The following is a 5340-nucleotide window of genomic DNA, read 5'->3' as shown; positions in this document are numbered from 1 at the left end:
GGGTGATACGTTATGCGTCATGCGTCATACGTCACTGGTAGTGCGTATCGCGTAGTGCGTAATGCCCCCCTCTCCCCTGGTGGGAGAGGGGCCGGGGGTGAGGGGGACGTGTGACGTATGACCCACACCGGTATTATGACCCCCAACAACCGCAACACCGAGGGAGGCAGGGATGAGCGACTGGCGGATGGTGTGTGAGGCGTGTAGGCACGAGGAGCCGCTGGATACCGCAGCGTGGCGCTGCCCGAATTGCGGCGGAGCCTTCGGGATCACCGGGCCGGACCGGCTCGACCCAGCGGCCATCGACCGGGCCGCACCCGGACTCTGGCGCTACCGGGCGGTTCTGCCGGTGCCGCTCGATGCGGCTCACCCGCTCGGTGAGGGAATGACCCCGCTGGTCCCCGGCACCCTCCTCGGCCGCCGGGTCTTGTTCAAACTCGACGGGCTGCTGCCGACGGGCTCGTTCAAGGATCGCGGCGCAGTCGTGCTAGTCGCTCACCTGCGTCGGCTCGGGCGCCGGCGGATCATCGTCGATTCCTCGGGCAACGCCGCCGCGGCGATGGCCGGCTACAGCGCCGCGGCCGGGCTCGCCTGCACCGTCTACGCCCCCGCCAGCGCCTCTCCCGGCAAACTGGTCCAGTCGCGCGCCTACGGGGCCACCGTCGTCCCGGTCGAGGGCAACCGGGAGGCGGTCGCGGCCGCCGCGCAGCAGGCAGCGGCGGCAGATCCAACCGCCTTCTACGCCAGCCACAACTGGCACCCCGTGTTCGTCGAGGGGGTCAAGACCTGGCTGCTGGAGGTCTGGGAGCAGTTGGGGCAGCGTCTCCCAGCCGCCTGTTTCATCCCGACCGGTGGCGGAAGCGCCCTGATCGGCGCCTGGCGCGCCGCAGCGGCACTCCCTGGCCCAGCCCCGGCGCTCGTCGCCGCCCAACCCGCTGCCTGCGCCCCGCTCGTTGCTGCCATCGAGGCCGGCACGGATGTCACGCCGGTCACTCCGGGCAACACCATCGCTGAGGGGACCCGCATCGGCGCCCCGGCCCGGCCCCGGCAGATGCTCGCCGCCGTCCGCGAGACCGGCGGCTGGGCCGAGGCTGTACCGGAAGAGGAGATCGTCGCGACGCTCCGCGAACTTTGGGGTCAGGGCCTCTACGTCGAGCCGACCGCCGCCGTCGGCGCCGCCGCCGTCCGCCAGGCCGTCCGGCGCGGGCACCCGATCCCGGATGGGGAGATCGTCGTCCTCCTGACCGGCTCCGGCCTGAAGGCCGCGCCAGACATGGTCTCAGCGCTCCTCGACTGAGCTGTCGGGGGGATGACCCACTCGTCCGGTAACCGCGACCGGTGGTGTGAAGATCCCGCCGCTCGGCGCGTGCCCGGGGGTGAACCCCCGGGCTGACAAAGAAAAGCCCGCTGAAGCGGGCTGAGGCCAAAGGTGCTCAAACTCAGGTGTCATGCTGTCCATAGGCCGGCCCGTGCCCGGGGCTCAAGCCGCCGGGCTGAAGAGGGGTAAGCCCACTGAAGGGGCTGTGATGGCGACCCCTAGGCGTATCCAATCCGGCCACCCACCGGACAACACGTCCCCAGCCGGCTTCAGCCGGCTTTCCATGTCAGCCCGGGGCTTGAGCCCCGGGAACGTGCCGACCACGTACACCCATTATGTAATTCGTCACACTCCATCAACCCCTTGCATGGGCTGCTGCCGGGGCTCCTCAGTACACCATCTCCCCACTCACGAAGGCGCGCGTGCGGGGGTCAGTGCCGCGGCCGGTGAGCAGGACGTCGGTCGGGCCGTCCTCCACGAGGTGGCCGTCGAGCAGCACGGCCGTGCGAGGGGCGAGGCGTCGGGCCTGGTGGAGGTTGTGGGTGACGATCACGACGGTCGTGCCGTGCTCGCGGTGCAAGGCCACAATCGCTTGCTCGATCAGCGCGACGTTGTGCGGATCGAGGTTGGCGGTCGGCTCGTCCAGCAGGAGCACCCGCGGCCGTAGGACGAGCGCCCGGCCGAGCGCCACCCGCTGCAGCTCGCCGCCGGAGAGGGTGCGAGCCCGCGCCCGTGCCAGGTGGGACAGGCCGAGCCGTTCCAGCGTCGCCGCGACGCGCTCATCGGCCGGTGCGCCGCGAAGGCGCAACCCGTAGGCGACGTTCTGCTCCACCGTGCCGTCGAGCAGCAGGGGCCGCTGAAACACCAGCGTCACTTCGCGCCGGACATCGAGCGGCGCGCCGTCGGGCCACACCCGGCCGTCGTAGCGCACGGTGCCGGTCGTCGGTCGCTCGAGGAAGCAGAGGAGCCGGAGCAGGGTCGACTTCCCCGCACCGCTCGGGCCGACAACCGCCAGGAATTCGCCGGCCTGGATCTCCAGATGGTCGATCGCCAGCACGGTCCGCGCGCCGTAGCGCACGGTGACGTGTTCCAGTGTGTACAGCGTGCTCATCCTCGCGCGTGTGCCAGGTACCCGCGCAGGCGCAGTGCCAGCGCGTTCAGTACGAACGTCAGGGCCACCAGGATGACACCGAGCGCCAGCGCCTGGTCGAAGGCGCCCTTACGCGTCTCGAGCACGACCGCGGTCGTCAGCACGCGCGTCGAGCGCTCGATGTTCCCGCCGACCAGCATGACCGCACCCACCTCCGAGATGATGCTGCCGAACCCGGCGACGAGCGCGACGAGCATCCCGGCCCGCGCTTCCCAGAGGATCGCCTGCACGATCTGTCGCTCGGTCGCCCCCAGGGCCTTGAGCTGCAACCGCAACTCGGGCACGACCCCCTCGACCGCCGACGTCGTGAGCCCGATGACGAGCGGCAGGCTGATGAGCACCTGCGCCGTCACCATCGCCCGCGGGGTGAACAGCCAGCCGAGCATCCCCAGCGGGCCGGAGCGGGAGAGCAGGATGTACACCGCCAGCCCGGCCACGACCGGCGGCATCCCCATTCCGGTGTAGATCAGCGTCGTCAGGAAGCGGTGGCCGGGGAACGAGCGGAACGCCAGCCACGCGCCGAGCGGCACGCCGATCACCGCGCTGATCAGCAGCGCGATCCCAGAGACCCGCAGCGTGAGCAGTACGATGCTCCAGATCTCCGGGTCGCCGCTGAGGAGGAGACGGAGTGCCCCAACGAGCCCGCCGAGGAGGTCGTTCATGCTACGACTGCGCTCCGGGCGTCGCGAGCGGGTAGAAGAGTGGCTGTCCGAACTCGTCCTGGCCGAAGTTCGCGATCATCTCCTGCACCCTCAGTGACGTGATCCACTCGACGAACGCCTCCGCCAGATCGACGCGGATACCGTCGTGTCGTTCCGGATTCACCGGGATCACGCCGTACGGGTTGATCAGCGAGGGGTCGGGGTTCTCGGCGATCGTCTCACCGCCGAAGAGGATGGTGAGGTCGCGCAGCCGGTCGCGCATGGACAGGTAGGTGCCGCGGTCGGCCAGGGTGTAGGCCTGCTGCTCATTGGCGGTGATCAGCGTCTCGCCCATCCCCTGCCCGAGCGATTGATACCAACCACTGGCCGGATCGGGCGTGATCCCGGCCTTTTCCCAGATTGAGCGCTCCCGCGTGTGCGTCCCCGACTCGTCACCGCGGGAGACGAAGATCGCTTCGGCATTGGCGATGCGGGTGAAGGCGTCCGCGGCGTCGGCGGCCTCACGGACGCCGGCCGGATCATCCGGCGGCCCGACGATGATGAAGTCGTTCTGCATCACGTCGCGTCGGTAGAGACCGTAGCCCGCCTCGACGAAGGCGTTTTCCTGGGCGCGGGCGTGGACGAGCACCACATCGGCATCGCCGTTCTCACCGAGCTTGAGCGCCTGCCCGGTCCCGACCGCGATGACCTCGACGGTCGCGCCGTACCGCTGCTCGAAGTCGGGCAGGATCGCGTCCAGCAGCCCCGAGTCGTCGGTCGAGGTGGTCGTCGCCAGCCGCAACCGTCCCCCGAGCTGTTGTGGGGTCGCCTCCGTCTGGCCTGGAGTCGCCGCGGCGGGTGCCTCCGTCTGGGCGGTCGTCGGCTCAGCCGTTGTCTGAGACTGACCTGTCGTCGGCGCGGCGCCGCTCGTAGATCCACAGGCGGCCAGCAGGATCACCAGGAAGACGACCAACCAGCGCCGCAGCATCCCGCTCACTCTCCCTGACTGCCAACCGTTCGGCTATTTACATCATAACGCTCACTCAAAAACGAGAGGTCGCCCAGCACCTCGGCAAACCGCCGCGCGACCAGCTCGTCGAGCCCGGCGCGGAAGCGCTGGTAGCGCTCCACCAGGGCCTGGCCGGCCGGGGTCAGGGCGCTGCCGCCGCCACCGGAACCGCCGCTCCGACCGTGGAGCAGCTTCACGCCCAGGCCGTCCTCCATCTCCCGGATCTTTCCCCAGGCCACGCGGTATGCTACCGCAAATTCCTCCGCCGCGGCACTGAGCGAGCCGTGCTTTTCGACCGCGGCCAGCAGCTCGATCCGCCAGTCGCTGAGCACCAGCGCGCCATCCCGCTCGGCCCAACACTTGACCCGGATCTCCACCGGTGCCTGTTCTGTCACGCCGTCGTTCCCCTCATGCTTCCGGCATCTTCCATCACGGGTCACGTCCCCAGGCTCGTTGCTGCGCAGCGTCTGCCGACGCGCCGCGTTCGAGCCAGTCCCAGAGGTTCTCGGCCGCGAGCGCAAGGCGGTACTCAACGCGGACGCCGAGCACCTTGCTCGTCCAAGTGTTCGGCGCCATACTACACCGCTCGCGAGGATCGCAACAGTGCGATCGGGAGCGAGAATCCGCGACGCGACGGCCCAGCACCTACCCTCATTGACGATCCATCGACGCGCTCGGCGACACCCGGCGCGTCGACCAGCGATGGTCGCGTTGGCCATCCTTGTGCGCTCCAGCAGTGTCGCGGCCATCGAGCGAATCGGCTCCGGCGGTAATGGAGGCGATCTGCTACAGTTGAGTGAGAAGTCCCGCGCGCCCCTGACTGGAGCGTGGTCCGAGAGATCCGATGAGCCAGGCAGCAACCGTGGTTCACGTTGAACTCTTCGGCGTTCCCCGCCTGCTGGCGGGGAGCAAGGCGATCGCCGTCGCCGGCGAGACGCTGGGGGCGTTGAGCCGTGCCCTGTTGGACGCCTGCCCGGCCCTGGCCGAGCGGGTGATCGACCCGCGTACCGGCTGGCTCACCGAGGGGTACATCTTCGTGGTCAACGACCGCTTCAGCCGCGACCCGGCCTTCACGGTCACGCCCGGGGCGGCGGTTCTCCTCGTCTCCAGCGTCGCGGGAGGGTGATGCCATGCACGGCGTCCACGGCCGGTACCTGCACATCGACCTTGACACCGGGTCGGCCGCCGAGCACCCGATCCCGGCGGAGGTGGCGACCCGCGT

Annotated in this window: 7 protein-coding genes; 2 read left to right on the top strand and 5 right to left on the bottom strand. The window is 69.6% G+C overall.

From position 1 onward, the window contains the following. The first annotated feature begins 172 nt into the window (after positions 1 to 172). Positions 173 to 1297: a pyridoxal-phosphate dependent enzyme gene (locus IRZ30_RS15370; protein ID WP_294086404.1), complete on the top strand. Its 1125-nt coding sequence runs from the start codon at positions 173 to 175 to the stop codon at positions 1295 to 1297. Positions 1298 to 1706: 409 nt separating this feature from the next. Here the strand turns inward: IRZ30_RS15370 and IRZ30_RS15365 are convergent, their stop codons facing one another. From IRZ30_RS15365 to IRZ30_RS15345, 5 genes are read right to left on the bottom strand one after another with little or no spacing between them, the layout of a single operon-like run. Then, a complete protein-coding gene (locus IRZ30_RS15365) occupies positions 1707 to 2429 on the bottom strand; it encodes a phosphate ABC transporter ATP-binding protein (protein WP_294086403.1) in 723 nt (240 codons plus the stop codon). Beyond that, positions 2426 to 3130 (bottom strand): ABC transporter permease, encoded by a 705-nt coding sequence (locus IRZ30_RS15360; protein ID WP_294086402.1) that lies wholly within the window; start codon positions 3128 to 3130, stop codon positions 2426 to 2428. Before IRZ30_RS15360 ends, IRZ30_RS15365 begins: the two co-directional genes overlap by 4 nt. Position 3131: 1 nt before the next feature. Further along, a complete protein-coding gene (locus tag IRZ30_RS15355) occupies positions 3132 to 4097 on the bottom strand; it encodes a substrate-binding domain-containing protein (protein ID WP_294086401.1) in 966 nt (321 codons plus the stop codon). A gap of 5 nt (positions 4098 to 4102) precedes the next feature. Continuing rightward, positions 4103 to 4513, bottom strand: a complete 411-nt coding sequence (locus tag IRZ30_RS15350) for a LysR family transcriptional regulator (RefSeq protein WP_294086400.1) — start codon at positions 4511 to 4513, stop codon at positions 4103 to 4105. Between the two features lie 34 nt (positions 4514 to 4547). Further along, on the bottom strand, positions 4548 to 4694 hold the full coding sequence (locus tag IRZ30_RS15345; protein ID WP_294086399.1) for a hypothetical protein: 147 nt from the start codon (positions 4692 to 4694) through the stop codon (positions 4548 to 4550). A 268-nt stretch (positions 4695 to 4962) separates the two neighbouring features. Between IRZ30_RS15345 and IRZ30_RS15340 the strand changes: the two genes are divergently transcribed. After that, complete coding sequence (locus IRZ30_RS15340) at positions 4963 to 5244, top strand: thiamine biosynthesis protein ThiS (protein ID WP_294086398.1); 282 nt, start codon at positions 4963 to 4965, stop codon at positions 5242 to 5244. The last annotated feature ends 96 nt before the right edge of the window (positions 5245 to 5340 follow it).

Origin of the sequence: Sphaerobacter sp. (assembly GCF_019683595.1) — a bacterium.
GTDB lineage: Bacteria > Chloroflexota > Chloroflexia > Thermomicrobiales > Thermomicrobiaceae > Sphaerobacter.
This window is presented reverse-complemented; position numbering and strand designations above follow the sequence as displayed.